Annotated in this window: 15 protein-coding genes; 7 read left to right on the top strand and 8 right to left on the bottom strand. The window is 73.4% G+C overall.

What is annotated here, in order from left to right:
* Positions 1–166: 166 nt before the first annotated feature.
* The 6 genes from WMF36_RS02930 to WMF36_RS02905 form a co-directional block, all read right to left on the bottom strand.
* On the bottom strand, positions 167–3,079 hold the full coding sequence (locus WMF36_RS02930; protein ID WP_437578045.1) for an MXAN_6577-like cysteine-rich protein: 2,913 nt from the start codon (positions 3,077–3,079) through the stop codon (positions 167–169).
* A 218-nt stretch (positions 3,080–3,297) separates the two neighbouring features.
* Positions 3,298–4,497 (bottom strand): alpha/beta fold hydrolase, encoded by a 1,200-nt coding sequence (locus WMF36_RS02925; RefSeq protein ID WP_437578044.1) that lies wholly within the window; start codon positions 4,495–4,497, stop codon positions 3,298–3,300.
* Positions 4,498–5,332: 835 nt separating this feature from the next.
* A complete protein-coding gene (locus WMF36_RS02920) occupies positions 5,333–6,316 on the bottom strand; it encodes a TIGR02757 family protein (protein ID WP_437578043.1) in 984 nt (327 codons plus the stop codon).
* Positions 6,313–7,995 (bottom strand): sensor histidine kinase, encoded by a 1,683-nt coding sequence (locus WMF36_RS02915; protein ID WP_437578042.1) that lies wholly within the window; start codon positions 7,993–7,995, stop codon positions 6,313–6,315. The genes WMF36_RS02920 and WMF36_RS02915 overlap by 4 nt, the downstream gene beginning before the upstream one ends.
* A 12-nt stretch (positions 7,996–8,007) precedes the next feature.
* The gene (locus WMF36_RS02910; RefSeq protein WP_437578040.1) at positions 8,008–9,846 is read right to left on the bottom strand and encodes a GAF domain-containing protein; all 1,839 of its coding nucleotides are present in this window, start codon (positions 9,844–9,846) and stop codon (positions 8,008–8,010) included.
* 482 nt (positions 9,847–10,328) lie between these two features.
* Positions 10,329–12,713: a thioredoxin domain-containing protein gene (locus tag WMF36_RS02905; RefSeq protein ID WP_437578039.1), complete on the bottom strand. Its 2,385-nt coding sequence runs from the start codon at positions 12,711–12,713 to the stop codon at positions 10,329–10,331.
* A gap of 243 nt (positions 12,714–12,956) precedes the next feature.
* On the opposite strand from WMF36_RS02905, the gene WMF36_RS02900 reads away from it, so the two are divergent.
* The 7 genes from WMF36_RS02900 to WMF36_RS02870 all read left to right on the top strand — a co-directional run bounded on the left by WMF36_RS02900 (position 12,957) and on the right by WMF36_RS02870 (position 24,091).
* Positions 12,957–15,281 carry a hypothetical protein gene (locus WMF36_RS02900; protein WP_437578038.1) on the top strand — a complete coding sequence of 775 codons (2,325 nt, stop codon included), beginning with the start codon at positions 12,957–12,959 and terminating at the stop codon, positions 15,279–15,281.
* Position 15,282: 1 nt separating this feature from the next.
* Positions 15,283–17,667, top strand: coding sequence for a hypothetical protein (locus WMF36_RS02895; protein WP_437578037.1), 2,385 nt, complete (start codon positions 15,283–15,285; stop codon positions 17,665–17,667).
* 134 nt (positions 17,668–17,801) lie between these two features.
* A complete protein-coding gene (locus WMF36_RS02890; RefSeq protein WP_437578036.1) occupies positions 17,802–18,146 on the top strand; it encodes an HU family DNA-binding protein in 345 nt (114 codons plus the stop codon).
* A gap of 120 nt (positions 18,147–18,266) precedes the next feature.
* Positions 18,267–19,496, top strand: coding sequence for a tyrosine--tRNA ligase (gene tyrS / locus WMF36_RS02885; protein ID WP_437578034.1), 1,230 nt, complete (start codon positions 18,267–18,269; stop codon positions 19,494–19,496).
* Positions 19,489–20,529: a hypothetical protein gene (locus WMF36_RS02880; protein ID WP_437578033.1), complete on the top strand. Its 1,041-nt coding sequence runs from the start codon at positions 19,489–19,491 to the stop codon at positions 20,527–20,529. Before tyrS ends, WMF36_RS02880 begins: the two co-directional genes overlap by 8 nt.
* A 38-nt stretch (positions 20,530–20,567) precedes the next feature.
* A complete protein-coding gene (locus tag WMF36_RS02875; protein WP_437578032.1) occupies positions 20,568–22,667 on the top strand; it encodes an alpha/beta hydrolase in 2,100 nt (699 codons plus the stop codon).
* A gap of 86 nt (positions 22,668–22,753) precedes the next feature.
* Entirely contained in the window at positions 22,754–24,091 is a 1,338-nt protein-coding gene (locus WMF36_RS02870) for a metallophosphoesterase (RefSeq protein ID WP_437578031.1), read from the top strand.
* 304 nt (positions 24,092–24,395) lie between these two features.
* On the opposite strand, the gene WMF36_RS02865 is transcribed toward WMF36_RS02870, so the two are convergent.
* Positions 24,396–24,992, bottom strand: coding sequence for a DUF2914 domain-containing protein (locus tag WMF36_RS02865; RefSeq protein ID WP_437486237.1), 597 nt, complete (start codon positions 24,990–24,992; stop codon positions 24,396–24,398).
* A 175-nt stretch (positions 24,993–25,167) separates the two neighbouring features.
* A complete protein-coding gene (locus tag WMF36_RS02860) occupies positions 25,168–25,563 on the bottom strand; it encodes a VOC family protein (RefSeq protein ID WP_437578030.1) in 396 nt (131 codons plus the stop codon).
* Positions 25,564–25,702 lie beyond the last annotated feature (139 nt).

The raw sequence follows: 25,702 nt of genomic DNA, 5'->3' as shown, positions 1-25,702 counted from the left end.
CCGCAACGGGCGGGGGCGCTGGACGTCTGCGAGGTTCGCCTGACACAACGCGGATCGAGCCGCGGCCTGGACGGCGCTCGCCGCGCCTCGCGCAGGCGCCGCGGCGAACACAGCACGGTGGATGGCAGCACCGCCAGACCGGCTTCAGGACACGCGCGGCGCATTCTCACGGATCGGCGGGGGAGATGTGCAGCGTGAAGTTGCCCGACGCCGCGCCGTATCCGTCGACGACCACGGTGATGACCTGACCGGCGTTGAACCTTCGAATGAGCCGCGACGCTCCGGAGCCGCCCGAACTGTCGTCGCAGCCGAGCTCGAGGCCTCTGCAGCCGCTCGTGTGCACGTGAAGCACGGTATTGAACGACGAGCCGATCGTGTCGATGACGTACCTGCCGCTGACCGGGGCGGTGTAGGTGAACACCATCTCCGGAGCGTTCGATCCGGTCACGCAGCTCGGCGACACCGCGTTGGGATGGCTCGACGTCGTGCCGGTCCTGGTGAGCGGCAGCTCCGATCCGAGGGCGATCGCCGTCGAGCAGGTCCCCGGGCCGCGGAACCGGTCCACCTGGAGCACGTAATCGCCGGCGCTGGTGCCGCGGCCGTCGACGGCGATGAAGACGGTCTGACCGGCGGTCAGATCGGCGAAGACACGCGACTGCGGGCCGCCCGAGTCGTCGTTGCACCCGAGCGACGTCCCCCTGCAGCTCCCATTCAAGATCTGGAGGATCGTGTCGAAGCTCGAGCCGAACGTATTGAAGACGTACGTCCCGCTGTCCGGCGCGGTGAAGCTGTAAATCATCTCTGGAGCGCTCGAGGAGCCGCAGGTCGGGGTGACCGACTCGGGCTGCTCCACGGTGCTCCCCGTGACGACCTGCGGGTAGCCGGAGCCGAGATCGATGGGCGCCGAGCACGTCCCGCCGCCGGCGAACCGATCGACGTTGAGCGTGAAATCGCCCGACGCGCTCGCCGAATCGCCGTCCACGAGGAGGAGGATCGTCTGCTCCTCCTCGAGATTCAGCGTCAGCCGCGACTGCTGGCCTCCCGCCGCGTCGGCGTTGCATTTGATCGTGGCCCCGGAGCAGGTGCCCTCGAGCGCGGCGAGGGTCGTGTTGAAGCTCGATCCGAACGTGTCGAAGATGTACGTGCCGGTCACTGGCGCGGTGAAGCTGTAGGTCGCCTCGCGGCCGCCGGCGTTGCCGCAGGTCGGGCGCAGGATGTCCACCGCCTCCGCGGTCGTCCCGGTCACGGTCTGAGGCGCCGTCGACCCGAGATCGATCTGCGGGCACGGAGGGACCAGGGTCTGGCTCACGTTGAGCGTGAAGGCGCCGGAGGCCGCGCCGCTGTAACCGTCCACGACAACGACGATCGTCTGCCCCTCCTTGAGCAGCGCCTTCACCTGCGATTGCAGGTCGGACGAGTCGTCGTTGCACCCGAGGCTCGGCCCGCTGCACGTGCCGTCGTGGAGGTGGAGGACCGTGTCGAAGGCGGAGCCGACGGTGTCGAAGGTGTAGAGCGCGTCCGCCGGCGCGGTGAACGCATAGGCGACCTCGGGGCCACCGCCGCTGGCGCAGGGCGCCGGGAGGGCGCTCTCGCGATCCAGGATCGCGGTGGTGCCCGTCACCTGTTGCGGGAACGTGGTGCCGAGGACGAGCTCCGGGCACGGCGGCGGCACGTACTCGGTGACGTTGAGCGTGAAGGGCCCCGACTCGCCGGCGAAGCCATCGACGATCGCGACCACCGTCTGGCCCGCGGTGAGGTTCGCGACGATGCGCGACGTCGTGCCCGCCGAGATGTTGTTGTTGCAGGAGATCACCGAGCCGGTGCAGCTCCCGTTGCGCAGCTCGAGGACGGTATCGTACGAGGAGCCGGCCGTGTCGAAGATGTACCTGCCGGCGTGCGGCGCGGTGAACGTGTAGCTCGCGTCGGGGGTGTCGACCGAGCCGCAGCTCGGCACGAGGGCGTCGCCGAGCGCCCAGGTGTCGCCGCTGACCGCCCGCGGGAGAGTCGGATCGATGTTGCCCACCGGGCAGACCGGCGGCGCCGCCCGGTCGATGCTCAAAACGAAGTCGCCTTGCGCGCCGTTGTAGCCCGACACGACGACGAGGACCCCCTCCCCTTCATCGAGGATCACCGAGGCGCCCGCCTCGGCCCCCCCGCGATCGTCGTTGCACGCGAGCTCGTCGCAGACGGCGAAGCCGAGGACGGCGATGGCGGTGTCGTAGCTCGACCCGGCGGTATCGAACCTGTACGTACCGAGCTCCTCCGCCGTGAACCTGTAGACGACCTCGGTCGAGCCGGCGGCCACGCAGGCGAGCCCGAAATAGGTGTCTGCGTCGAGCGTCGTGCCCCTCACGACCTGCGGGACCGTCGCGCCGATGTCCTCGTGCTCGCCGACGATGCAGGTGCACGTGCCCGCCTGGCAGACCAGCCCCGCGTCGCACGCCGCGCCGCACGCGCCGCAGTGCGCCGGGTCGCTCGCCAGAGCGACGCACCTGCCGTCGCAGTCCGTGAGGCCCTCGTTGCAGAGGCACGCCCCGTCCATGCACGTCTGGTTGAAGGCGCACCGGACCTCGCAGCTCCCGCAATGCAGCCGATCATTCGACAGGTCCGCGCAGCCGCCGTCGCACGCCGCGAGGCCGACGTCGCAGCGGCAGGCGCCGTCCTCGCACGGCTGCCCGATCGGGCACGCCTGGCCGCAGCCCCCGCAATGATGCGGGTGGATGTCGAGGTCGACGCAGTCCCCGCTGCACAGCGCGAGGCCGGGTGCGCACAGCGCCCCGCCGGTCCCGCTCGAGCCGAGGTCATCGCCGCTCCCGCCGGCGCCCTTGTCCTCACCGACGCACTCGCCCGCCTCGCACCGCTGCTCGCTCGCGCAGACGCTGTCGCAGTCGCCGCAGTTGCCGGGATCGGCCTGCGTGTCGATGCACGCGCCGCCGCACAGCGCGAGGCCGTCATCGCAGGACACGATCGAGCTGTCTTGGTGCGCGCAGGACACAGAGCAGGCGAGGAGGACAGCTGCCGTCAGCCAGAGCGCTGTGGACGACAGCTCGAACCTGGAGCGCGATCCGGGTTGACTCATGAACTTCCTTTGGCGGATACGCGGGCCGCCTTGTGGCTTTGAGACATTCCGAGGGTACGCCTCTTCGCTTTCGCTCTGCAATCAGGGATCACCGCGCATGGGCGCGCGCTCGTTCGACCTCCACGCCCTCGGACCGGACTCGGTGGGATGGAGCGCTCGGGCCGCGCACGAGGAGCGGTCCGGCGGAATCCGTGAGGCGACCGCGCGGGACACAGGCGTCACGCGGCCGGGACATCCGGCAGCGGATCGGCCTCGTCGGAGGTCGGTTGACGCGCCTGGATGGCCTCCAGCGCCGGAGCGCCCGTCTCGGGCCCCGGGGCGTCTTCGGGCTGCCGCTCCGGGCCGAGGAAGCGGGCGATCGGCTCGAAGAGCTCGACGCCGGTATAGGCGCCCACAGCCAGGTCGCCGTGTCCGTAATCTTCCCGTGCCCCGAAATCGCGCCCGAGCACGAGAAACCGCTTCGGCGTCTCCGGGTGATCGCGCCCCCACGCGTCGAACGCGGCGCGCACCGACGAGACGGGGGCTATCCTGTCGGCGCTGCCCGCGATGAACAGGGCCGGCGCCGCGACGGACGCGAGGCCGTCGAGCACCCTCTCTCCGTCCACGCGGATCTCTCCGTCGCTCGCCAGCCAGGCGGCGAAGTCGGCGTTCAGGGCAGCGGGGATGTCCTCGATGCAGTTGACGAGCGCGATCCGCGTGACGCCGGGGGGCACGTTGCGCGGATTGGCCACGGCGTGGTGAATCGGCGTCGGCAGCCACTCCGAGGCGAACGCGACGCTGCGTGCCATGAAGCGGAGCGGCACGCCCGGGAGCAGCCGGCCCGGCAGAAAGCGCATGAGGCGCGTCGGCATGGTGAAGCGGCCCGGAGATCCGACGACGACGACGCGGCGCACCCGACCCTCCGGCACGCTCCGGCCCAGCGCGGCATAGAGGAGCATGCCGCCCATCGAGAAGCCGACATAGTCGAGCGAACGGGCGCCGGTGCGCTTCAGGATGGCGTCGAAGGCGCAGGGCAGATCGTACCGGACCATGGCCGAGAAGCGGACGCTGCGGCGCTCAAGGCGGGTGAGGAGGCGACCGCTCCGCAAGGTCAGCAGCCACACATCGCGTCCGAGCGTGGCGAGGTGTCGGGCCAGCGAGTAGTCGGGGTGGATGTCCTGGTTTCTATGGTTCGCGGCGATCCCGTGAACCAGGAGGATCGGCGGCAGGTCCGGCTGCACCGCCGCACCGGGCGGGACCGGGACGCGGCGGATCTCGATCGGCGCGCCGTCCTCGGTCCGCAGGACCTCTTCCACGCTGTACTCGAGCGGGAAGGTCAGCCGCTTGACCCAGTAAAAGAGGTGCGCCCACAGCCCGATCGCCCCCAGCAGCACGAGCGCCAGCGCGACCAGGAGGTAAGCCCCGAATGTCCAGACCATACGCTCAATCTAGCCGCTGCCGCCGTCCTCGCATGCGAGCAATCTCGACAAGTTTGGCGCAAGGACGGAGCGCAGGCCATCCGCTGGCTGAGCCCGCTTACCGCTCGCGGATCCGGATGATCATGAATCCATGTGAACAGCCTGTTTCACGATCATTGCTCTCAGCGCGCGAGAAAGTCACACATGGCGCTCGACTCGACTCCGTCGCTTCGATCGCGCAGCGGGCCTCGACGAGCGCCGTTGACGGAAGCACATGTCGGCGACGGCTTGTTTTGCCCCCTATCGCATCGCGCGGTGGCATGGCCGTGTGTCCAGAACCAAGCGGCGAGCCGCGTGAAACCTTCAGCCCAGGCGTGCATAAAGGTTCCAGCCCCGCCGGCCCGGGGCGTGGCATGCGCGTCGCATCGGACGGAGAAGAGCACGGAGAAGACCAGGGAGAAGAGAGAAGTGGACAGGGTCCCGTAAGAGCCCCGGTGCAAGGGGGGCAAGCAGAGCGCCGCAGCGGAGCTCGGGGGGGCTCCGCTGCGGCGCTCTGCTTGCCGCGCCGGTCGCCACGACGAGCGGAAGCGCTCTGGCGCCCGCTGGAAACAAAATGAAAAAAGCGCCTCGCGGACCTGGGGGGGGAAGGTCTCCGCGACGGCGCTCGTCCACCCGTAGTGCAGACTCCGTGCCGACCTGTCGGACGCCAGATTTCAGATAGTTGTCGCGCAAGGATCTCGCCGCCATTGCACCCTTGCAAATCAAAACTGAAATCGTGTGCAATTCCGAAGGATTCCGCGACGTTATCTCGCAACGTCGACGGCTGTCCCGGACGAAACGACTGTGCACGGCGTGCTCACCCGTCCCAGTGGCGGCAGACGGGCTTCACGCCGCACCCCTGACATCGGACCGGATCGCGCCGCGACGGGCACTGCTGGAGCATGCCGAGATGGCAGAGGGCGAAATCGTACTTGACCGGGTCGGCCGGATCGAAGGCGCGTAGGGAGGCGGTGATCTCCTCGGCCGTTCTCCAGGTGGCTCCCCTGCGGTCGGTGAGGCCGATGTTGTAGCCGAGCTTCTGGATGTGGGTGTCGACGGGGATCAGGAGGGCGGACGGGGGCACCGGCCACAGACCGAGGTCCACGCCGTCGGCGGGGCGGATCATCCACCGCAGCAGGAGCATGAGCCGCTTTGTGGCGCTGCCCTTCTCGGGGTCGGGGAGGATGTGCGCCGCTCCGCGGTCGTCGGGGCGCCGGTCGAGGCCGCCCGCGCGCCGGATCGCGCGCACCCACGCGCCGAGGGCCTGGCGCAGGTCGCGGCTGCGCGAGAGCTCGGCCGCGAAGGCGGCGCCGAGCGAGCCCGAGGCGCGCTGCACCCGCCGCGCGCCGACGAGGAGCTCCGCGAGATCGCGGTCGCGGTAAACGCGGTGCCGGAAGCCGCGCAGGCGCGCCGAGACGGCCCGGGCATCGTCCGCGATGAGGGCGATCTGCGGCCCGAGCCGCTCGAGCGCCTCGCCGATCTTGGCGCGCAGGGCCTTCACGTTGCCGAAGGCGAGCGACGCGGCGATGAGCGCCACGAGCTCCTGATCGGCCGGATCCGTGTAGCGGTGAACGAAGGAGACCGGGTCCTGCGCGCGGCGCTCCTCGACGGCGCACCGCGCGCGCACCTCGTCGAGCGCCGCGTGCAGGGCGGCGCTCCGCGCGGCGTCCCGCCGGGGGGCCGCCTCGCTCCGCCGGGGGGCCGCCTCGCTCCGCCGGGGAGCCGCCTCGCTCCGCGGGGGAGCCGCCTCGCTCCGCCGGGGGGCCGCCTCGCCGCTCCCGCCACGCCCGCGCGCCCTCACGTCGCCCCCGCGCCCGGCGCGGCGTCGGCCGCGAGCGGCTCGGCCCGCTCCGGCGCCTCGCGGTCGTGCTCCAGCGCGGGGAGCGACACCACGAAGGCGCTGCCGCGTCCGTCCTCCGTGAGCGGGCTCTCGACCCGCACGGCGCCGCCGTGGCTCTCGGCGATGTGCTTCACGAGCGCGAGCCCGATCCCGCTGCCGCGCACCTGCCGCTCGCTCGCCCGCCGCCCGCGCGCGAAGCGCTCGAAGATGTGCTTCTGCTCGTCCGGATCGATGCCGGGCCCCCGGTCGCTCACCCGGATGGCGACGCGCCTCGCCTGGCGCGTCAGCGCGGCGAGGCGCCCGCCCCCCCCGCCCTCGACCTCGACCGCGACGGCGACGCGGCCGCCGTCCTTCGCGTACTTGAGCGCGTTGTCGAGCAGGTTCACGACGGCGAGCTCGAGCGCGCGCGCGTCGATGAGCGCCTCGGGCAGCCCTTCGGCGATCGTCAGCTCCACGGTCATCTCCTCGCGCTCGGCGCGGTAGCGGTACATGTCGACGACGCGCGCCGCCACCTCGGCGACGCTCCCGCGCGCGAACTCGTAGGCGGCCTTGCCCCGCTCGACCCGCGCGAAATCGAGGACGTTCTCGATGAGCGCGGTGAGCCGCTCGCTCTCGCTCACGATGATCTGCAGGTACTGGCGGCGCTTCTCGTCGTTGGGGACGCGGTCGCCGAGGAGGAGCTCGCCGAACATGCGGACCAGCGAGAGCGGCGTCTTGAGCTCGTGGGACACGTTCGCGACGAAGTCGCTCTTCAGCGCCGCGAGCCGCCGCTCGTTCACGGAGGCGAGCACCACGATCGCGAGCCCGGCCAGGGCGACCAAGGCGGAGAAGCCGACCATCAGGATCTCGATCAGGCGCTGCCGCTCCACCTTCTCGCCGAGCTCCTCGGCCGTGGTGAGCGCCATCTGGAGGCGCCAGTTGTAGAGCGTGGTGGGGAACGGGCGCCCGACCGTGAACTCGCCGCCGATGATGGGCGGGCCGAACACGATGCGGCCCTCCTCGTCGATGACGTTCATCCGGCTCTTCTCTCGATCGAGGTCGCGGAAGAGCCGGGGCATCACCTCGTGGACCAGGCGCGGCACCTCGTGCCAGGCGACCACGAGGTACCGGCGCCCGAGGTGCTCGCGCTGCCAGTAGCTCACGAGCAAGCTCTGCTGGTTGATGACGTGGTGGAGGTGGCGCAGCTCGGTCGCGTCGCCGGAGAAGTTCATCTGCGGCACGAGGCGCGCGAGCAGGAGCTTGCGGAAGGCGTCGTCCTCCCGGCCGGACGCGCCGCGCGAGGCGAACGCGAGCACGTCGTGGGCCTCGTGGTCCATGTCGAGGACCAGGATGGCGCGCACGGTCGGCGTCTCGCGGGCCGCGGTGGGGAGCCACCTCCGCGCGATGACCGAGAGGTTCGCCACGTCGACGTGCGCGGCGACGACGTTGTCCTGGGCGATGATCAGCTTGTCGAGCCGGTCGACGCGCTCGTCGGCGAGGGTGAGCGTCGCGTCGAAGACGGTCTGCTGGCGGGCCTTCTCGATCTGCAGCGTGGTGCGCAGGGCGATCCCGCCGAGGACGAGCACGGCGACGACGATGGCGGGGACGAGGGCGAAGTACGGGACGCGATGGCGCTGCCCGGCCGAGGGGAGGAGGTCCATCGCTGAGCTCCGCTAGCGGGCGGCCTTCTTCGCCCCCGCGGTCACGAGGCCGGGGTCGAGGACCACGCCGCGCGCCCCGACGAACTCGGCGAACTGCTGGCCGATGTAGGTGAGCGCGTTGCCGTCGCTCTCGGAGAACGGCTTGCCGTCGAGCGGGTTGCCGATCTCGAGGAGGCCGAGGTAGCGGCCCGCGATCTCCACCGGCGCGCAGATGACGCTCCGGGGCTCGACGCCGATCGCCTTCCACCGGTCGTCCATGACGCGCTCGTCGCTGGACGCGTCGGGCACCACGACGGCGCGCCTGGCCCGCATGGCGGCCAGCGCGAGCGGCGACCGCTCGGACACCCTGGCGAGGAGCGCGTTCTTGCCGCCGTACTGCCGGACGACGACGAACTCGCGCCGGTTGATGTCGAACATGGACACGAGCCCGAGGGCGCACGGGATCTTGTCGAGCGTGAGGGCGAGGATGAAGTCGGCGCCCGCGAGCGTGTCCTGGAGGAAGTGCAGGTCGCTGCACGCCTCGAACAGCTCGGCGATGAGGTCGTCGCCGGAGAGGCGCCCGCTCCTGGGCGGGAAGGAGGAGCGCCTCCGCGGCGGCTGGCTCGGCGCGGGGACGGGGATCGCGGCCGACGCCGGAGCGGCCTCGGGACGAGGCAGCCCGCTCGGCTCCTCGGACGGCGCGACGGCAGAAGGCGACGGGTCGGCCGGAGGCGTGGCGACCGGCGGCGCGGCGGGAGGAGGCGCGACGGCAGAAGGCGACGCGTCGGCCGGTGGCGCCGCCGCCGGCGTGGCGGCCGGAGGCGCGACCGCAGAAGGCGACGCGTCGGCCGGTGGCGCCGCCGCCGGCGTGGCGGCCGGAGGCGCGACGGCAGAAGGCGACGCATCGGCCGGTGGCGCCGCCGCCGGCGTGGCGACCGGAGGCGCGACCGCAGAAGGCGACGCGTCGGCCGGTGGCGCCGCCGCCGGCGTGGCGACCGGAGGCGCGACCGCAGAAGGCGACGCATCGGCCGGTGGCGCCGCCGCCGGAGGCGAACCGTTGACCGAGAGCGAGCCATCGGCCAGCGGCGCAGCCGCCAGCAGCGAGCCATCGGCCGGCGGCGCGGCGGCCGGCGGCGGTGTGGTGGCGCCGGTGCGCGGGCGGAACTGGATCTCGGGCTCCGCCGAGCGCCAGTCCTTCCAGGCGAGCGTCGCGAGCGGGCTGCGCTGAGGCCGGCCGCGGAAGGCGTGATCGAACACGGCGAGATGGATGAACTTGCCCGGGCGCGCGTCGTCGATGAGCTGCCGTGCCTTCTCGAGCCGGTCGAGCAGCAGCGCGTTCACGAGATCGCGCGGAGTACCCGTCGGGACCGCATAGACGAGCTCTCGGTACGTGAGCGGTGAGCGCTCGGACGGGTTCTCCTCGCGCTGCGACACGAGCTCGAACGGAGGCAGCGCGCTCGGGGCCGGCTCCGGCGCGGCGTCCCGCTCCGGCGCGGCGTCCCGCTCCGGCGCGGCCCCTCCGCCTTTCGCCGCCGCGCCCGCCGGCTCCGGCACGAGGAGCGCGGTCCCCATCGAGATGTACGGGACCGTGGCCGCCGTCGGACGCTTCCACGGCGGACGCGCCCCCGGATCGGCGGGCGTGGGAGACGCTGCCCCGGCCGGAGGCGCGCCCGCCGGATCGTCCAGCCCGTCCGTCAGCGCCTCGTCGTCCGGCGCGCGCTGCACGACGTACCGCACGCGCGCCGTCGGGTCGATCGCTCGGTAGCCGCTCTCCAGCAGGTCCACGGAGAAATTGTTGAGCGGCCCGCCATCGCCGCGGAACGCCCGGGCCTTCTGCAGCGCGGGCTGCCACTGCGGGGCCTCGACGCACACCTTCCTGGTCGGCGGTGCGTTCTGCCCTAGTGACGAGATCTCGACGAACCAACGCATCGTTTGCGGTTCCCATCCGCGCTGGCGCCGACCGGGTCGCGCGCTGTGGCGCGACGATCTTTCTACTAGACGCTCACGAGATGGGTCAACGCGCTGGCCACACGGAGAGCACACGGGCGCCTTTGGCGGAGGACCCGAAAACTTCTCAACCCTGGACCGGCGAGGAGAATCGGGCCTGTCCTGAAATCCCCGCGCGCGGCGAGGCGCCGCAGACGCACCCGCTCAGGCACTGAACGGCCGCCCGGTATTCCTGTAGAGGCAGGAGATCCCCGCTGTCACGCCCGCGGGTGGTGGGGTCATCTGAACATGTAAGCCGGCCCGATCACGAGGTGGACGGCCATCCCGGCCCAGGGACGCTCTGTGATGCTCGACTCTGCATATCCACTCGCGCGCTGATCCACCCTCGCAGGGCGTGCGCACGCTCGCTAGTGCGTCCGCAGGATGAGATGGAAGCCGAACTGCGTCTCCACCACCCCGCTCAGCGCGCCGACAGCGACCTTCTCCAGCGCCTGCTCGAACTCGAGCACCATGCTCCCCTTCCGGAACTTGCCGAGATCGCCGCCGCGCGCCGCGGCCCCCGGCTCGTCGCTGTGCTGGGCCACGAGGTCCTCGAACCTCGCCCCCTGCCGCGCTTTCTCGAGCACCTCCTCGGCGAGCGCGCGCGCCTCGTCCCGCGTGCGAACGACATGCTTCGGGACACGCAGTGAGCCCGCATACATGATGACGAGGTGCTTGGCCCCCATCAGGCCGGGCGCCGCGGACGGCTGGGCCGCGGCGGGCTGGGTCGCGGGCTTGCTGGCGCCGTGCAGCGACTCCATCGTGGGGGGCACGTGCGGGCCGAGCGCGAGGTCCACGAGCCGCCGGAAACGCGCGGTCCCCTGCGCGCCGCCCAGGAAGTAGTCGTTGATGGCGAAGGACGGCGCGCCCGTGATGTGCAGGCGCTCGGCGAGCTTCCGGTCCGCCTCGACCGCCGCCCGGTGCGCTCCCGAGTCGAGCGCGGCGCGGAGCTTCGCCACGTCGAGGCCGATCGCGGCCGCGTGGCGCTCGAGCGCCGCGCGGCCGAGCCCGCTCTCGGACTGATCCTCCCAGAGGCGCTGCGCCAGCGCCCAGAAGCCGGCGTCGCCCTTCTGACGGAACGCCTCGATGGACGCCTCGGCGGCGAGGGGCGCGAGCTTGTGAAAGGGGAGCGGCAGGTGCCGGAAGACGACGCGGACCTTGCCCGGATAGGCGGCGATGATCTCGTCGATCGTCGGCTGGACGCGCTTGCAGAACGGGCACTGGAAGTCGGCGAACATCTGGAGGGTCACCTGCGCGCCAGGCTTCGCCCCCTTGCCGGGGTTGTCCTGGGTGGGCGCAGGGGCGAGGATGCGCTCGGGGGGGTTGCCAGCCTTCGCGTCCTTCTGCAGCGCGTCGTAGACCTTCGCGCGCGGCGTGCCCGCGGCGACGAGCCTCCGCGCGCGCACGATCTGCACCTCGATGAGGGACTCGAACTTCTCTGCCGGCTGGGCGCCGACGATCCGCCTGCCGTTGATGAAGAAATGGGGCGTGCCGTTCGCCTCGAGCTCGTCGGCGAGGCGCACATCGCGCTCGACGCGCGCCGCGTGGCGCCGAGCGGTGATGGCCTTCTGCGCGCGCGCCACGTCGAGGCCCAGCGACTTCGCGTGCGCCGCGAGGTCCGCGTCCTCGAGGGGCCCCTCCCGCAAGAGATCGTACGCCTTCCAGAACGCCGCGTCGCCCCGCTGCGCCTTCGCCTCGAGCGCGAGCTCCGCGGCGGGCTCGGCCCGGAGGTGGAAGGGGAGCGGCCGGTGCTTGAAGACCACGCGCAGCTGGTCGCCATACTTCTTCATGAGCCCGTCGAGGGTCGGGGCGACCTTGCGGCTGAACGGACACTGGAAGTTGAAGAACATGACCAGCGTGACCGGCGCGTTCGGGTTGCCCCGGATCGGCGATCCGTCGACAGGCACCTTCCACACGGTCGTGTCCTCGGCGTCCGGGGGCAAGGGCGGTCCCGGGGCCGGGGCGCGCTCCTTGTTCTGCTCGGACAGGGCGGCGTAGATGCGCTCCCGCGGGACGCCGGACCGCCGGAGATCCTCGGCCGCTCGGAGCTGCTCGTCGAGGAGGGGCCGGAGCTTGTCGATGGGCTGCGCCCCGCTGACGAACATCCCGTTGACGAAGGTCGCGGGCGTCCCCGAGACGCCCACCTCCCGGCCCGCCTGGATGTCCTGCTCGATCTTCGGCGCGTGCCGCTGCTGCTCGAACGACGCGCGGAACGCCGCGCGGTCGACGCCCGCCTCGGCGGCCCACGCCTCGAAGGACTCCGGCGCGAGCGCGCGCTGGTTGGCGAAGGCGATCGCGTGGAACTTCCAGAACGCCTCGGGCCCGCCGAGCCGGAACACCGTCTCGGCCGCGAGGTGCGCCGGGCGCGCGTTCTTGTGGAACGGCAGCGGGAAGTGCTTCCAGACGACGCGCAGCCGATCGGGCCCGTAGGCCTGCTTCAGCTGCTCCAGCGTCGCCATGTGCCTGGAGGTGAAGGGGCACTCGTAGTCGCCCCACACCACCAGGGTGACCGGCGCGAGCGGCTCGCCCCACCACGGATCCGCGCGAGTGACGGGGACGGCGGTGCTGGCATCGGGCTCCGGATCCGCCGCCGCGACGTCGAGCGGCGCGGCGGCGGCGGGCAGCGAAAGATCCACCGTCTTCGGGCGCCCGGCCCCCTGCGGCGCCGTGGGCGCGCCCGGCCCGCAGGCGGCGAGCAGGATCCAGACGAACAGCAGGGGAAATAGACGGGATCGCGGCGCCGGCGCAGCCATGGGCCCCCTCGGGTGTCGGTCCACGGACAGATCCTACACGGACAGCCAAGGCTCAGGTCGCCCGGTCCGCGCCACAACCGCGAGCGGGCGCGTCTCTCAGCACCTGCTGGCAGGAACCAGCACAAAAAAACAGAGCGCCCGTTCGACGGTCGGGGATGCTGGACGGCTGCGGCCGGGGCCGGCTCCCCTTACGGACGGGGCTCCGCAGGCTCGGGTCGCGCGAAAGTCGTGTAAAAGAGCCGCGTGTCACCGTCCAGCGCCGACCCCGTGCCCTCCGCGCCGCCCGGAGGAGCTGCGCCTCCGCCCCGGCCGAGCAGCGACTCCCCCGGCGGAACGGAGGCCGCGGCCTCGCAGGGCGCCGGCCCGGCAACGCCCCCCGGCCGGCTCGATCGCGTGGTCGCCGCCTGGCCGCGCATCGATCCGGTCGTGTTCGCCGTCTATGCGGGCGCGTGCGTGCTCTACGCCGCCGTCGCGTTCTACAGCGCGATGCACCAGCAGACGGGCGGCATGTGGTCGGCGCCGCTCGACGATGTCTTCATCCACTTCGACTACGCCCGCGCCACGGCGCGCGGGTACCCGTTCGAGTGGTCCGAAGGCAACGGCTTCTCGAGCGGGAACACCAGCCTGAGCTATCCGTTCGTCCTCGCGTTCGGCTACTTCATCGGCTTCCGCGGCCTCCTGCTCATGCAATGGGCGGCGATCGTCGCGTGCGTCTCGACCCTCGGCTTCCTGCTCGTCGGCGCGCGGCTCCTCGAGCCGATCGGGCGCTGGGCGAAGTACCTGCTGCCGCCCGTGGCGCTCTCCATCGGCGCGCTCGACTGGTCGCTGTTCAGCGGGATGGAGAACGCCTTTCACCTCGGCGTCTGGGCCCTCGCCACCCTCGCCGCGCTCTCGGTCGCCCGCGCGGCCGGCGCGCCGCGCGGGCCGGCCCGCGCTGGAGAGCGGGCCGCGGCGCCGCCGGCGCGCCTCGCCCACCTCGGCTGGGCCGCGGGCCTCGCCGGCGCGCTCCTCTACGCCACCCGGCCGGAGTCGGTCGTCTGCGTCGCGGCCCTGGGCGTTTACGCGGCCGTGGCCGTGGGGCGGGCCCACGGCGCGCGCGCCGCGATCGCGACCCTGCTCCGGACGTCGGTGCCCGGCGCGATCGTGTGCGTCGCCCAGGCGGTCGCCAACCGCGTGTTCACCGGCGAGTGGGCGGCGAGCGGCGCCATCGCCAAGCTCGCGCTGAACAACCCGTACATGACGTCGCAGGAGAAGTGGGACACCTACGTGTCCCTCGTCAGCTACGTCATCGGCCGCAACACAAACCACCACTTCTCGGACGCCCTGCCCTGGGGGTGGATCGTCCCCGCCCTCGCGCTCGTCCCCCTCGCCTCGCGCAGGACGCGCGGGATCGCGGCGTTGCTCTGGGTCCAGGTCGCCGGCTGGCTCGCGCTGGTGGCCCTGAACGGCCAGGTGCGCTGGCAGAACGAGCGCTACACCATGCCATCGGTCGCCTGGCTGCTTGTGCTCGCGGCGATGGGGCTCGCGCTGCTCGTCGCGCGGGCCGCGTGGACCGCGCCGAGCGGCGAAACGGGCGAAATGACCCGCCCGGCCCGCGGCCTCTGGGGCGCGCGCGTCGCGCTCGCCCTCGCCCTCGCCGCGCTCTTCTGGGTCCACCAGCTGCCCAGGATGCGCGACCAGATCTGGTTCTTCGGCCGCGCCAGCCGCAACATCCGCGATCAGCACCTCGTCGCCGGCAAGGTCCTCGCCCAGCTCGACGTGCGCCGTGTCCTCGTCGGCGACGCGGGCGCGCTCCTCTACGCGTCGGACCGGCCCGGGCTCGACCTCATCGGGCTCGGCGGCTACCACGACCTCCCGTTCGCGCGCGCGGGCGTCCACGGCCTCGGCGCGTCGCTGGAGCTCATCGAGCGCATCCCCGCCGAGGACCGCCCCGACGCGCTGGCCATCTACCCGACCTGGTGGGGCGAGCTCCCGGCCATCTTCGGCAAGCGGATCGTCGGGATCCCCGTCGTCGGGAACGTCATCTGCGGCGGCGCCGAGAAGGTCATCTACCAGGCCGACTGGAGCCCGCTCGCGCACGGCGAGCCGCCCGCGTCGATGCGCGCGGGCGAGCAGGTCCTCGACGAGCTCGACGTCGCCGACCTCGTGAGCGAGCGCGCGCACGGCTACACCTTCCCGCAGCCGCAGGCCGGCTTCGTCGGCTTCAGCGTCCTGCCGGATCCGCACGGATCCGGGCACGATCGCTTCGACGCGGGGCGCGTCATCCCGGGCGGCAGGAGCGAGACGGCCCGCCTGCGCGCCCCGCGCGTGGGCCCGGGCAGGCTCGTGGTCCGCACCGCCGCGCCCCGCCCCGCCGTGATCCGCGCGACCGCGGACGGCCGGGAGCTCGGCCAGCTCGCCATCCGCGAGAGCGAGGGCTGGACCGAGGCGTCGCTCGACCTGCCCGAAGGGCTGCCCGAGACGTTCACGCTCACGCTCACGCCGGTCGAGGGCGAGTGGATCGATCACCACATCTGGGTCCTCGAGCGCGCCGCGCGCTCCGAGTCGCGCTCGCTCGCCGGGCCGTGACGTGCGCGCCGGCCTGCCCCGCGACCCCGCGCAGTGGATCGCGCTCGCGCTCTCGGTCGCCGCGCTGCTCGCCGGCGCCTGGCTCCTCCGCCGCGGCCGCTCGCCCGCCGTCGCGCGCTCCGGCCAGGCGTCCCCGCGCCCCGGCGTCGCGGTCGCCGCAGCCCTCGCGCTCGTCGCGGCGCTGATCTCGGCCGCGTACATCGCGGTCTACCTGCGGGGCGGCCCCCGCATCATCGACGCGACGAGCTACTGGCTCGAGGCGCGCGCCATGGCGGCCGGGTACCTCGCGTGGCCCCTCGACGAGCCCGAGGCCTCTGTGCTCGGCCGCTTCCTCGTCCGCGGCGGCGCGGCGGCTCAGCAAGGCGCGGGCGAGGTCGCGGTGATCTTCCCGCCGGGCTACCCCGCCCTCCTCTCGCTGGGCTTCCTCGCGGGCGCGCCGCTCGCGGTCGGTCCCCTGCTCGCCGCCGCGCTGACGATCGCCACGTACGACCTCGCCGCGCGGTTCGCGCCGGAGGCCCCGACCCCCGCCGGGAGCGCCGCGCGGATCCCCCTGGTGCCGCTCCTCGCCGCGCTCTTCTCGGCGCTCTGCGCCGCGCTCCGCTACCACACGGCCGACACGATGTCGCACGGGCTCGCGGCCCTCTGCTTCACGGTCGCGCTCGCGTCGGCGCGGCGCGCGCTCGACCACGCCCGCGCCATCCCCACGGCGGGGGCCCCGAGGAGGCGGCTCGATCCGGCCGTCGGCGCCGCCGCGCTCGCCGGCCTCGCGGCCGGCTGGCTCGCGGCGACGCGCCCGCCGAGCGCGCTCGCCCTCGCCGCGGCGCTGCTCTTCGTGTTGCTGCCGGGCAGCGCGCCGGGCAGCGCCGCGGCCGGCCCTCGCGACGGCGATCCCGCGCCGCGCCCGTCGCCGCGGCTCGGGAGGCTCGCCGCCGCGCTCGCGATCGGCGCCCTCCCCGGCCTCGCGCTGCTCGCCGCGCACCAGCGCGCCGCGACGGGCGCCTTCGCCTCGTCGCAGAGCGCCTACTACGCCGTCTCCGACGGCCCGCTCGGCTGCTTCCGCTACGGCTTCGGCGCCGGCGTCGGCTGCCTCGGCGAGCACGGCGACTTCGTCCGCCATAACCTATCGGAAGGATACGGTTTTCTTGCCGCCGCCGGCACGACGCTGCGCCGCCTGAAGCTCCACCTCGTCGACGCGCTCAACGCCGAGCCGCTGGCGCTGCTCGTGATCGCCGGCGCCGCGCTCGCCCTCCGGCGGCCGCGCTCGCGCGCCCTGGCGGCCGCCCCGCTCCTCCAGATCGCCGCCTACGCGCCCTTCTATTTCGACGGCAACTACCCCGGCGGCGGCGCTCGCTTCTTCGCCGACGTGCTGCCGGTCGAGCACGTCCTCGCCGCCATGGCCTGCGCCGCGCTCGCGGAGCGCGCGGGGTCGCCGGCAGCGCGCGGCGGCCCCGCGCGACGACTGCGCGCGCTCTTCGCGGGGTCGCTCCTCCCGGCCGCGCTCTTCGCGGGGTCGCTCCTCCCGGCGGCGCTCTTCGCTGCGGCGCTCCCCCTCGCCGGCTTCGCCTTCCGGGCGGGCTTCGACCACGCCGCGCTCCGTGATCGCGAGGGCGGCCTGCCCATGTTCGATCCCGCCGCGGTCGCGCGCGCGGGCGTCGCGCGCGGCCTCGTGTTCGTCGACACGGACCACGGCTTCAACCTCGGCTTCGACCCCGCCCCGGGCGACGTCGCGGTGCTGCGCTACCGCGGCGACGCGATCGACCGGATGGCCTGGGAGGCCCGCGGCCGCCCCCCCGCCTACCGCTACGGCTTCGCGATCCCGGACGGCGGCGGCCTCGCGTCGGTCTCGATCGCGCCGCTCGCCTTCGACGCCGCGCCGCCCCGCGAGCACCTCATCGAGGGCGAGTCGCTGTGGCCGCCGCGCGCCCAGCGCGGCGCCTGGGCGCTGCCCGAGCACGCCGGCGACACGTGCGCGTCCGGAGGGCGGCTCCTCGCGGTGCACGCGGCGGCGAGCGGCGAGGCCGTCGTCCACGTCGGCCTGCCCGCCCCGTGGCTCCGCGGCGCCCGGATCAGCCCGCGCGTGGCGGTCTCGGGCGACAGCGCGGGCGAGGTGCGCCTCGTCGTCGACGGCGCCCTGCTCCACGTCTGGCAGGTCGAGCCCGCGACAGCGGACGACCCCGGCGCGCCGCTCGCCTGCGCCGAGCTCCCGCCCCACCCGATCCCCGAGGACGCCGTCGGAATCGAGCTCTCCCTCGCGCGCGGGAAGGCCACCGCCGCCGCCGCCGCCGCCGCCGAGCGCGCTCCGGGGGGCCCGGACCGCCCCGCGATCGGAGGCCTTTTCGCGCTCGATGCGGTCTCGGTCGCGGGCGGGAATTCGGTTGACCGCTAGTCCCGTAACATGCGAGCTTTTCATAGGATTCTGTTGTCATGCGGCTCCTGGACCGGCGCAGCCCCTGGAGCTTTGCAGTGGAAAGCGGCAAGCCGCGCGCCGGCGGCGGTCCGCTCGGGTGGGGGAGGTGGACCATGACGAAAAGCGAGCTCATCGACGCGATCGCGGGGCGGGGCGAGCTCACCAAAGCTCGAGCCGAGCTCGTGGTGAACTGCGTCTTCGACGCGATGACGCAGGCGCTCCAGCGCAACGAAGGCATCGAGATCCGCGGGTTTGGTAGCTTCACGGTCAGGCCGTACAAGCCGTACAGCGGCAGGAACCCGCGCACCGGCCAGCCGGTGCCCGTGCCCGCCAAGCGGCTCCCGTTCTTCAAGGTCGGCAAGGAGCTCAAGGAGCTCGTCAACGCGAGCCGCGCGTACGCCATCTCGGGCGACGACGACGACGACGACGACGACGACGACGACGCCGACGACGAATGAGGCGACGCGCCCGGGCGCGCGCAGGACGTCGATGACGTCGACGACGAATGAGGCGGCGCGCTCCGGCGCGCGCTCGCCCCCCTGGCGGGCCGTTCCGCTGCGCGGTAGAAGCGAGGCCCCATGGTCCCCGCCGAACGTCAGCTCGAGATCCTCTGCAAGGGTGCCGTCGACCTCCACGTCCGCGCCGAGCTCGAAGAGCGGCTCCGCGAGGGCAAGCCGCTGCGCGTCAAGGCCGGCTTCGACCCGACCCGCCCCGACCTCCACCTCGGCCACACGGTGGTCATGCAGAAGATGCGGGAGTTCCAGGACTTCGGGCACACGGTCATCTTCGTGGTCGGCGACTTCACGGCGATGGTCGGCGATCCGACCGGCAAGAACGAGCTGCGCCCGCGGCTCTCGCGCGAGGAGGTCGTCGCCGCGGCCGAGACCTACCAGGCGCAGGCGTTCAAGGTCCTCGACCGGGACAAGACCGAGGTCCGCTACAACTCCGAGTGGCTGAACAAGCTCGATCCGACGCAGATGATCGAGCTCTGCGCGAAGTACACCGTGGCCCGCATGCTCGAGCGCGACGACTTCAAGAAGCGCTACGAGGAGGCGCGGCCCATCTACGTGCACGAGTTCATGTACCCGCTCCTCCAGGCCTACGACTCGGTCGAGCTCGAGGCCGACATCGAGCTCGGCGGCACCGATCAGCTCTTCAACCTGCTCGTGGCGCGCGATCTGATGCCCCGCTACGGCAAGCGCGCCCAGATGGTGATGACGATGCCGCTCCTCGAGGGCACGAACGCCCGCGTGGAGGACGGCAAGGTCGTCGGCGCCAAGATGTCGAAGAGCGCCGACAACTACGTCGGCATCACCGAGCCGCCGTTCGACATGCTGCAGAAGCTGATGCTCGTCGATGACGGGGTCGTCTGGCGGTACATGGAGCTCCTGTCGTCGCGCCCGCCCGAGGAGGTCGCCCGCCTGCGGGACGCGGTGCGGCGCGGCGAGCAGAGCGTCATCGAGGTGAAGGAGCTCTTCGCGCAGGAGGTCGTCACCCGCTTCCACTCGGCCGAGGACGCGCGCGCGGCCCTGGAGCGGCGCCGCAGCGTCGCGGCCGGCGGCCTGCCCGAGGTCATCGAGGAGCTCCACGTGGCGAGCGACCGCGACACGATCCCCATCGGCAACGCGCTCGCGCTGGCGGGGCTCGCCGAGTCGACCTCCGCGGCGCGGCGCCTCGTGAAGGGCGGCGCGGTGCACCTCGACGGCGAGGTGGTGAAGGACGAGCAGCTCAAGCTCGAGCGTGGGAAGCGATACCTGGTCCGCGTCGGCTCGAAGAACCGCCGCTTCGCCTACCTCGTCGTTGGCTGACGCGCCCGGGCGGGGGCTCCACCGTCGCGGCGCGCTCGGAGGCGTCCTGGGCTGCGTCCTCGGCCTCGCGCTGCCGTCGTGCGGCGGCGCGCCGCGGCCGCCCGCCCGGACGAGCCCGCCGCTGACGCCGCTCGGTACGGCGGACCTCGCGCGCCTCCTGCCGCAGGCGGGGCTCCGGTGGTTGATCCTCGTCCGGCCCCGCGAGATCGCGGCGGTGCCGTGGCTCATCCCCTCGATCGCGCTCGTGGCGCCGGAGGAGAACCTGGCCCGGCACGCCCGCGCGACCGGCGTCGACCTGCGGCAGGTGCGCGAGGCCGCGATCGCGTCGTACGCGGGGGCGGCGGGCGAGGCCAGGTTCTACGTGGCGCGTCACAGCGGAGATCCGCGGACGATCGAGCGCCGCTTCCGGCGGCGGCTCACGGGCAAGGAGCGGCGCGCGCTCGATCGGGCGGACGTCGTGCGCGTGATGGGCGACATCGGGACGGCGCCGCACGCGCTGGCGCTCCTCGGCGAGGACGTGGTCTGTGTGCAGGAGGGCGGCAGCCCGCAGCGCGGGCCGGCGCGGGTCGCGTCGCTGTACGCGCTCGGCCGCCTGAAGCGCTCGCCGACGGCGCTCTCGGACGGGCCGCTGCGCGCGCTCGCGGCCCGCTTCGGCCCGGCGCCCGCGCGCGCGTTCGCGCCGGGGCCGTTCGACGGGGAGCTCGCCCGCGGCGCGCGCGGCCTGCTCGCGGCGGCGACGGCCGTGGGCGCGGCCGCGCGGCCGAGCGCGCGCGAGGGGATCGCGCTCGCGATCGCGGTGGCGGGCGATTTCTCGACGAGCGGAGCGGCGGCCTCGGAGGAGCTGCTCGCGGCGTGGGACGAGCTGGCGCACGGCTCGTTCGGCCACCTGCTCGGGCTCGACGCGCCGGTGGAGCCGCCGCTCGCCACGCACGCGCCGGACGCGGTGGCCATCGCGGTCGAGCTGAACCCGCGCGCGCTCGCCCGGGGGCTCGCCGCGGCGACCGGGGAGCGGGTCGACGAGATGCTGCGGTAGGCGCGACGGCGCCTCGCCGGTAAAATCTCATCAGCGCCATGCCCACCACGACCAGCGGCTTCTTCCTGCAATGCGCCTCGCGCGGCACGCTCGAGCTCGTCCTGCCCGCCGCCGGGGCGCCGTTCGGCGTCGAGCACCACCGCCGCGAGGAGGCCGCCGGGCCGTGGCGCCACGCGGCGACGTTCGCCGGAGATCTCGGCCCGGTCGGCGCGGTGGCGCTCATCCAGAGCAACTTCGGCGATCCGGGCCACCTCGAGGCGGTGGTGCGCGCCGGGGATCGGCTGGCCGCGCTCTGGTGCGCGCGCGAGCCCTCGTGGAGCGAGCCCTCGTGGAGCGAGCCGCGCTTCTTCGCGGAGGGCGCGGCCGGCGACCCCGCCCTGATCCAGGGCGGCTTCGGGGGCAGGGGCAACTTCGAGCTCGTGGTGCCTCACGCGAGCGGCGGGATCGCGCACTACCACCGCGACAACGACACCGCGGAGCTCGGCTGGCGCGGCCCGGCGATCTTCGGCGCGGAGCTCGGGCGGTTCGATGCGGTCGCGATGATCCAGCGCGGAGCCGGCGCGCCCGGGGTGCCGGGCGACATCGAGGTGGTCGCGCGCATCGGGGATCGGCTGCTGATGTTCCGGCGCTCTCCCGGGGCCGGGGCTGCGTGGCAGGGCCCGGAGGAGGTGGTCTCCGGGATCCGGGGGACGCCGGCGCTCTTCCGGGGCACGTCCGGCGGAGAGGGCACGATCGAGCTGTTCTCGCCGCTCGCGGGCGTGGGGCTCGCGCGGTGGTGTCGCGGCGACGGAGGCCGCGGCGCGCGCTTCCGCGGGCCGGCGGTGTTCGCCACCGATCTGGGCCGGTGTGAGGCGGTGTCCGTCATCGAGAGCCGTCCGCTCGGGCGGATCGAGCTCGCCGTGCGCGCCGAAGGGCGAATCGTCCACCTGGTGCGCGACGGCGAGCTCTGGTCGCAGCGCGAGGTGCCCCGCGGCGGGTCCCCTTCCCCGGCGGAGGCTCCCTCGCCGGCGACGCCGCACCCGCCTGCATCCACGGCGCCGCCTGCATCCACGGCGCCGCCTGCATCCACGACGCCGCCTGCATCCACGATGCCGCCTGCATCCACGATGCCGCCTGCATCCACGACGCCGCAGCCGCCCGAGCCCACGACGCCGCCCGCGCCGCGCCCGACAAGCGCTGCGCCGCAGCTCCGCGCAGGACCGCACCGGGCTGGGTTCCGGCGCATCGACGAGCTCTCGCTGTCGGCGGACGCCTGCTACCCCGACACCTGGCCGTTCCAGGGCGCCATTTACCGCTGTCCCGCGCGGGGCGCCGCGCTGCTCTACTACCCCGCGTCGGCGGACGGCGAGGAGGCGCCGCTCTCGCCGGGAGGCCCGTTCCCGGTCATCGCGATCGCCCACGAGCGCCGCCTCCCCACGAGCGCGGTCACCTCGGGGTCGCCTGCCGGTACCGACCAGGATTACCGCCAGCTCGCCAGTGTCATGGCGCACCTCGCGCGCTGGGGCTTCGCCGTCATCGCGCCCGATCTCTCGTGGCTCACCCCGGACGACGCGCCGCTGCGCCGCGCCGCGGTCCTCCGGGACGCGCTCTCGCATCTCAGGGCCGGCTCGCGGGGCCCGCTCCTGGCCGACTTCGATCATGTCGGCCTCCTCGGCCACGGGCTCGGCGCGCAGGCCGCCCTCGCTCTGACGCTCGACGCCGCTTGCCCGTTCCACGTCCGCGCCCTCGCGCTCCTCGCGCCGGCGGGCGAGCTCGATCGAGCCCCGCCCATCGACGGGCTCGCGCCTCGACCGGTGCTCCTCGTTCACGGCACCGCGGACCCGATCGCCGCCTCCGTCCCGGCGACGCTCTACGACCGCGCGCGCGCGCCGAAGCACCTCGTGACCCTGCCCGGCGCGAGCCACTTCGGCTACACGACGTCGCTCGGCCTCGCCGAGCCGGTCGACGGCCCTGCCGAGCTCTCGCGCCGCGAGCAGCAGGCCATCGCGACGGGCTACGTCGCCGCGTTCTTCAACGGCTACCTCCGGCACGCGCGCAGGTGCCTCGGCGCGCTCTCGGGCAAGGAGTCGCTCGAGGGGCTCGAAGCGAGGGAGATCCCGGTGACCGCGGAGATGCCAGGCGGCGGCGCTGGACTCTAGGGCTGGCCGCGCCTCGCCGACGCGGCGCGCGGCCGTCCGGCGCCGGCGGCCGGACGAACGAGCCGCGCGATGCTACTTTCGATCGCGTGTTCCAGCTCGGCGGCCTCGTCGTCACGCTCGTCAACGCGCTCCTCGGCCTGATCGTCTGGCGGCGGCTCCGCGCGGCGTTCCCGCGGCACGGAGCGCTGATCAACGGGCTGTGCGCCGCGGGGCTGCTGCTGGTGGCGCATCCGGCGGTGCTCATGGCCGTGGCGAGCTGGTCGGGGCTGCGAGCGCTCCAGCGCCACCTGCCCGAGCCGGTGTCGCTGATCGCCCTGGGCGCTCAGGTGGCCCTGCTCCTCTATGGGCTGCTCCTCGGGATCGCCGCGATTGCGCGCGTGGCCTTCGGGGCGCTTCGCCGGGGCCGGCCCGCGCCGAGCGCCGGGGCTGTCACGGTCGCCGAGGTCGACACGAACGCGCGATCGGGTGCAGGCGCTCAGGCGGGCTCAGCCTCCCAGCCCGCCAGCGCTCCAGAGGACGTCAAGACCGAGCCGGAAATCGTCGACGAGCCCCGCCGCCGGCTCCTCGTGGGCGCGACCTGGGCGCTGCCCGCGGCGGCGGTCGCTGTGTCGATGGGCGGCGTGCTCGCCTCGCGGCAGCGTCCGGTCGTGGTGAGGGTCGCGCTGCCCGTGCGGCGCGAGCTGACGAGCCTGCACGGCGTCACCCTCGCGCAGCTCAGCGATGTGCACGTCGGCAGCTTCATGGACGCGGAACGCCTCGACGAGCTCCGCGACGCCATGAACGCCCTCCGCGCCGACATCCACGTGATCACCGGCGACCTGCTCGATCACCACGTCTCCCAGCTCGAGCTGTCCGCGCGGCTGCTCCGGGGCCTGCGCCCCGCCCGGGGACAGCTCTTCTTCTGCATGGGCAACCACGAGTACATCGCCGCGCGGTCGGCCAGCATCCCGACGATCGTGAAGGGGATCGAGGAAGCGGGCGCCCAGGTGCTCGTCGACGAAGCGCGGGAGGTCCGCCTCGGCGGCGATCGCCTGTGGATGAGCGCCATCGACTATCCCAGCCGCGCGCGCCCGGGAGAGCCCGCCCGGCGCCCCACGGCCGACGGGCTGGCCCGCGCGCTCGGACAGATGCGGGACGACGGCGCGCCGCGCGTCCTGCTCAGCCACCACCCGGGCACCTTCCGCGCCGCCCGCGAGCTGCCCTTCGATCTGATGCTCTCCGGCCACACGCACGGCGGGCAGATCTCGCTGGGCCGGATCGGCGATTACGCCCTCACGCCGATGCTGCCCGCCGGGCTCTATCACAACGGGCTCTACGAGCACCGCGGCCGGCGCCTCCACGTCAACGCCGGCGCCGGCGGCTGGCTGCCGGTCCGCATCAACTGCCCGCCGGAGATCACGCTCGTCGAGCTCGTGTCCGCCTGACGCGCGTGGACGCGCTCCGTCTCCTGGGCGAAACTGTGGACCATGGCACGAGCCGCGGTGCGCACCGGTCTCTCGCCGCAGGACCAATCGCAGAAGGCGCCGCGGATCGAGGTGTTCACGCGGCAGGAGGACGGGAGCTGGCTGCTCCGGATCCACGGGCCGGGCGAGCGCGCCGAGCTCTCGTCGCTCGGCTGCACGCTCGACGTCGACCGGGTGTACCAGGACGTCTTCGAACAGGGCGCGACGGGCGAGGCGCCGCCGGCCGCGCCCAGACGCGCGAAGAGCACGCCTGGGCCGCCCCGGGCTACAGCGTCACCTCGAACGGCGCGCGCGCGAGCTCCTCGCCCGTCTCCGACCGCACGATCGCCGTCCACTCCCCCACCGTGCGCGCCCCGCGCGTGAAGGCCCACGTCCGCCACCGCGGCGACGGCCCGACCCCGAGCGTCACGTTCCCGACCGGCGCCCCGCCGCCCGGCGGCACGAACGCCACCGTCACCTCGCCCTCCACGTCGCCCGGATTCTCGATCTCCAGGAACGCATAGAGCCGCTCCGTCTCCGGCGCGCGGAACATCGTCCCCGGCGCCACCGGCTCGCGGTCCTTCACGCCCTCCGCGAGCACCAGCCGCTTCACCTTCAGCTCCGCCGCGCCCCTCCCCTTCTCGCTGCCCGCCTTGCCCGCCTTGCCCACCGCGACGCTCGCGTCCGGCGCCGTCACCGCCGCAGCCGGCGGGCTCGCGGGCGGTGCCGCCACGGCGACCGCCGGCTCGGGGCACTGCGTCGCCGCGGGGCTCGCGGCGGCGGCCGCCGCCGGAGGCCGCGCGTCGTGGCGCTCACCGCAGCCAGCGAGCGAAGCCGCGCAGAGCGCCAGAAACATCCACCGTCGAGCCATCGTCGTCGTCATCGAAGCACTCCTCCGTGTTCCGGGGCGTCCCCGTCTCACCGCTGGAGTCAGCAAGGCGCGGACCGCTTCTGAGTCAGCGAAATCATTGAGGATTTTTCGCGCGCCTGTGGTCGCAGGGCCGCGCCCTGTGTGCCCGGCGCGACGGCCAGGCCCGCGCCGCCGGCGCGATGACCCGCTACGAGCCGCCGCTGCGCTTGTACGTGGAGATCCACCAGATGTTGCCGAACGAGTCCTTCACGCCCGCGGCGCGCTCGTCGTACGGCTTGTCCTCGGGCGCCGCGATCGAGACCGCGCCGAACTGGAGGGCGCGGGCGTACGCGGCGTCGACGTCGTCGACGTAGACGTAGATCGAGGCCACGGTGGCGTTCGCGGGGCGCGGCTCGCCCGTCTCCAGCACCACGACCGAGTCGTCGATCTGGAGCTCGACATGAAAGGAGTCAGGCCCCATCTGCTGCCGCTCGAGCTCCACGGCGCCGAAGGCCCGCTTGACGAAATCCGTGAGATCGAGATGGCCGAACACGTAGGGCCTGACAGCCCCGATACCGTGACGGATGTGGCCGAATCCACTCATCCTGTGCTCCACCCCCGCGCCGCCGCCCGACCAGCGCTCGACCCCCGCGGGCCGCGCTGGCCGGCTCACGCTATGAGGCAAACAGAAGCACCGTCAACCCGATCTTCGAACCTCTTGATTTGATACGGGAAGGAAGCAC

The organism is Sorangium sp. So ce887 (assembly GCF_051521455.1).
Classification (GTDB): Bacteria; Myxococcota_A; Polyangia; order Polyangiales; family Polyangiaceae; genus Sorangium.
Note: the sequence above shows the minus strand (reverse complement) of the source record. Positions and strands in the feature narration are given on the sequence as shown.

Excerpts from the sequence above, each read along its gene's own strand:
- WMF36_RS02930 (WP_437578045.1), bottom strand. The coding sequence starts at position 3,079 with ATGAGTCAACCCGGATCGCGCTCCAGGTTCGAGCTGTCGTCCACAGCG.
- WMF36_RS02925 (WP_437578044.1), bottom strand. The coding sequence starts at position 4,497 with ATGGTCTGGACATTCGGGGCTTACCTCCTGGTCGCGCTGGCGCTCGTG.
- WMF36_RS02915 (WP_437578042.1), bottom strand. The coding sequence starts at position 7,995 with ATGGACCTCCTCCCCTCGGCCGGGCAGCGCCATCGCGTCCCGTACTTC.
- WMF36_RS02905 (WP_437578039.1), bottom strand. The coding sequence starts at position 12,713 with ATGGCTGCGCCGGCGCCGCGATCCCGTCTATTTCCCCTGCTGTTCGTC.
- WMF36_RS02890 (WP_437578036.1), top strand. The coding sequence starts at position 17,802 with ATGACGAAAAGCGAGCTCATCGACGCGATCGCGGGGCGGGGCGAGCTC.
- tyrS (WP_437578034.1), top strand. The coding sequence starts at position 18,267 with ATGGTCCCCGCCGAACGTCAGCTCGAGATCCTCTGCAAGGGTGCCGTC.
- WMF36_RS02875 (WP_437578032.1), top strand. The coding sequence starts at position 20,568 with ATGCCCACCACGACCAGCGGCTTCTTCCTGCAATGCGCCTCGCGCGGC.
- WMF36_RS02865 (WP_437486237.1), bottom strand. The coding sequence starts at position 24,992 with ATGACGACGACGATGGCTCGACGGTGGATGTTTCTGGCGCTCTGCGCG.
- WMF36_RS02860 (WP_437578030.1), bottom strand. The coding sequence starts at position 25,563 with ATGAGTGGATTCGGCCACATCCGTCACGGTATCGGGGCTGTCAGGCCC.